General features: G+C 72.0%; 2 protein-coding genes. Both read right to left on the bottom strand.

Translation table 11 applies throughout. The features are described 5' to 3' along the window. Positions 1 to 48: 48 nt before the first annotated feature. Positions 49 to 1023, bottom strand: coding sequence for a LacI family DNA-binding transcriptional regulator (locus tag IH13_RS0124065; RefSeq protein WP_031087745.1), 975 nt, complete (start codon positions 1021 to 1023; stop codon positions 49 to 51). 1132 nt (positions 1024 to 2155) lie between these two features. After that, the gene (gene cimA, locus IH13_RS0124055) at positions 2156 to 3763 is read right to left on the bottom strand and encodes a citramalate synthase (protein ID WP_031087743.1); all 1608 of its coding nucleotides are present in this window, start codon (positions 3761 to 3763) and stop codon (positions 2156 to 2158) included. Positions 3764 to 4088: the final 325 nt, after the last annotated feature.

Here is a 4088-nt window from a genome sequence, read left to right as displayed (position 1 = left end):
GTCGGGGGCTGGGGGCGGGCGCGGGCCGTCCGGGACGGCCGCGCCCCTCTACGGCGCCGAGCGGCGCACGACCAGTTCGGTGGGCAGCACGAGGGGCTCGTCGGGCGGGGAGCTGCCGCCGAGGCGTTCGAGCAGCAGACGGGCCGCCGCCTCGCCCATCTGACGGGTGGGCTGGTGCACGGTGGTCAGCGGCGGTTCGGTGTGTTCGGCCATCGGGATGTCGTCGAAGCCGACCACCGCGATGTCGTCGGGTACGCGGCGGCCGGCGGCTCGCAGGGCCCGCAGGACACCCGCCGCGGTGATGTCGTTGTGGGCGAAGACCGAGTCGAACTCCGCCCCCTCGGACAGCAGGCGCTCCATGGCGAGCCGGCCCGCGCCTTCGGTGAAGTCCCCGGTCACCACCAGGTCGGTGGGCAGGACCGAACGGAAACCCGCGAGGCGGTCGTGTACGCAGCCGAAGTGCTCGGGTCCGGTGACGACGACGGGCCTGGTGCGCCCGCCGGCCCGCAGATGACGGGCGGCCGACGCGCCTCCTTCGTGGTTGGTGGTCACGACGGAGGTGAATTCGGGGTGCCGGCCCCGGTCGTCGATGAGCACGATCGGCAGGCCGGAGCGGTGCAGTGCGGTGAGGCGGTCGAGGGTGTTCTCCGGCTCGACGACGACGAGCCCGTCGAAGGCGCGTGCCGTCACCTGGCTGGTGAAGCGTTCCACCGACTCGGCGCCGCGGTTGCAGGTGAACAGCAGCAGCCCGTAGTCGGCGGCCTCGACGGTGTCGACGACGCCCTGGAGCACTTCGCCCATCCAGGGCCAGGTGAGCGAGGGCACCAGCATCCCGACCGTGCGGCTGCTGCCGCGGGCCAGACCCACGGCTCCCGAGCTGGGGACGTAACCGAGCTGTGCGATCACTTCACGAACGCGGGCGGCGGTCGAACCGTCCACTTCACCCTTGAGGTTGATGACGCGGGACACGGTCGTCTTGCTGACGCCGGCCTCACGGGCGACATCGGCGATGGTGACACGCATCGGGCCTCCGGGGACAAGGCTGGGCAGGGCAGAGCGCACGGGCGGCCGGGACGTCCCGGCACCGGTTCCGCAACCGGTACCGGAACCGGTACCGGCGTTGCCGCTGGAGTTAACCGCCCTGGATCAGAAGCGTCAATACTTCGCGCCGAGATTGGTCCGGACCGACCCGCGCGGCGTGTCCTGACGAGGCCCGCCTTCATTTCCTGAACGAACCGGCCCGTGCGTGAGCGGGTGACAGCGGTGCGGTCCCGGCTCGTTCGACGGCGCTTCCCCCGCGCCGCTGCCGGGAAGGGCAGCAGCCCCGTGACGCGTCCGGCGGAACGGTGACAGTCCTCGTCGCGGCGGCGTTCGGCGCCGGGGGTCCGGCCGGCCGCCGCGTGGCTGATGAGGAGCAGCGGGGCACCCAGGCCACCGGCGACGAGACGACGAAGAAGCCGCTCTCCTCCACGGAGGGAACGGGGCTCTCGTTCGCACGCCATCCGATGGGCGGCTCGGACCTGGCGCGGTCCGGCTGCACCTACGACGGCCTGCCGGCCGCGCATTCCGGCCCCGGTCTCAACGAAGTTCTCGATCGCACACGATCCGCAGGACGTCCTGCCGCTCACCCAGCAGGCCAAGCAGCTCCACCCCGCCCCCTCCACCGTCGCCTCCCCGTGGACCGCCCCGGCCTGGACGAGGACAGCGGCCGGCTGACGGCGGCCGATTCGACGGCGGCCGGCTGATCTCGGCCGACTCGACGGCCGAGAACCACGGCACCTACGCGGACATCCGCGTGAAGCACCTCCAGGCGCGGCCGTACACGCCCCCCGGGCTCCGGCGGGATCGCCCGGCACGGAACGGCCAACCAGCGCTGGACGGTCGGCGGCGACGGCTCGGTCACCGTGCCGGGCGCCCCTCCTGGACGCCCCCGGGCTCGACGGCCGCCGACGCGAAGGGCCGGCTGTACATCTGCAACGGTCCGGGAGCGCAGCGCTGGACGTACGACGCCGTCACCGGGGACATGGTCGACACGGCGGCGGCCACGGTGCCTGGCCCTCGTGGGCCGCCCCTCGACGAACGGCGTCCGTCTCCGATCCGGACGTGCACCGGAGCCGCCGACCAGGAGTGGCGGCTCCGGTAGTGGTCCCGGCCGTCAGTCGGTGGGCTCGACGCCCGCCCGCAGCAGGCCGTAGGTGTACGCGTCCTCCAGGGCCTGCCAGGACGCGGCGATGACGTTCTCGGCCACGCCGACGGTCGACCATTCGCCGGATCCGTCGCCCGTGGTGACCAGCACCCGGGTGGTGGATTCGGTCCCGGTGCGGCCTTCCAGGATGCGGACCTTGTAGTCGATCAGCTCCAGCTTGGCCAGCTGCGGGTAGATCCGCTCCAGCCCGACGCGCAGGGCCCGGTCCAGGGCGTTGACCGGGCCGTTGCCCTCGGCGGTGGCGACGATCCGCTCTCCCTTGGCCCAGAGCTTCACGGTCGCCTCGTTGGCGTGCGTGCCGTCGGGGCGGTCCTCGACGATGGCCCGCCAGGACTCGACGCGGAAGTAGCGGCGGGGGCGGCCGTCCACCTCGGCGCGGAGCAGGAGTTCGAAGGAGGCGTCGGCGGCCTCGTAGGTGTAGCCCTTGAGTTCGCGCTCCTTGACCCGCTCGACGACGCGTCCGACGAGCGCCCGGTCGTTGCCGAGGTCGATGCCGAGCTCCTTGCCCTTGAGCTCGATCGAGGCGCGGCCCGCCATGTCGGAGACCAGCATCCGCATGGTGTTGCCGACGCGTTCGGGGTCGATGTGCTGGTACAGGTCCGGGTCGACCTTGATCGCGGAGGCGTGCAGCCCCGCCTTGTGGGCGAAGGCGGAGACCCCGACGTAGGGCTGGTGGGTGGAGGGCGTCAGGTTCACGACCTCGGCGATGGCGTGCGAGATCCGCGTCATCTCGGCGAGCGCGCCCTCGGGCAGGACGGTCTTGCCGTACTTGAGTTCCAGTGCGGCGACGACGGGGAAGAGGTTGGCGTTGCCGACGCGTTCGCCGTAGCCGTTGGCCGTGCACTGGACGTGGGTGGCGCCCGCGTCCACCGCGGCCAGGGTGTTGGCGACGGCGCATCCGGTGTCGTCCTGGGCGTGGATGCCGAGCCGGGCCCCGGTGTCGGCGAGGACCGTGGAGACGACGGCCTGGACCTGGGCGGGCAGCATCCCGCCGTTGGTGTCGCAGAGGATGACGACCTCGGCGCCGGCCTCGGACGCGGTGCGGACGACGGACTTGGCGTACTCCGGGTTCGCGCGGTAGCCGTCGAAGAAGTGCTCGCAGTCGACGAAGACGCGGCGGCCCTGCTCGCGCAGGTGGGAGACGGTGTCGCGGACCATGTCGAGGTTCTCCTCGAGGGTGGTCCGCAGAGCGAGTTCGACATGGCGGTCGTGGGACTTGGCGACCAGGGTGATCACCGGGGCGCCCGACTCCAGGAGCGCCCGCACCTGCGGGTCCTCGGCGGCCTTGCCGCCCGCGCGGCGGGTGGCGCCGAACGCGACGAGCTGGGCGTGCTCGAACTCGATCTCCTGCCGGGCCCGGGCGAAGAACTCGGTGTCGCGGGGGTTGGCGCCGGGCCAGCCGCCCTCGATGAAACCGACCCCGAAGGCATCCAGGTGCCGGGCGATGGTCAGCTTGTCCGCGACCGTCAGGTTGATGCCTTCACGCTGCGCTCCGTCGCGCAGGGTGGTGTCGAAGACGTGAAAACTGTCGTCGGGGGCCGTGGCCTTGGTGGTCATGCTGTCTGACTCCTGTCGGTGAGCGGATCCGGACGAATCGGCTCCACTTGCCCCCATCCTCTCGCGTGCCTCGTCCCGGCCGAGGTGAGGGCCGGAAAACGAAAAAACCCCTCGCGGGTGCGAGAGGTCTGCGCGCGGGTCTGGGGCACGATGGCCGTTCCGTACGTGGTCGTACGGACGGTCACTGCGGACCGGCGCGCCTGCTGCCGATAATCATGGCGGACGAGGACACGCCCGCAGTCTCGCACAAGGGTGCCCAGGATCTCCGCCCTGTCTCAGGATGCGGGCGGCCCGTACCGGGGAGCCGCGGCCGTGGGGCGGGTGG

It is taken from the genome of Streptomyces sp. NRRL WC-3549 (assembly GCF_000721935.1).
GTDB lineage: Bacteria > Actinomycetota > Actinomycetes > Streptomycetales > Streptomycetaceae > Streptomyces.
Note: the sequence above shows the minus strand (reverse complement) of the source record. Positions and strands in the feature narration are given on the sequence as shown.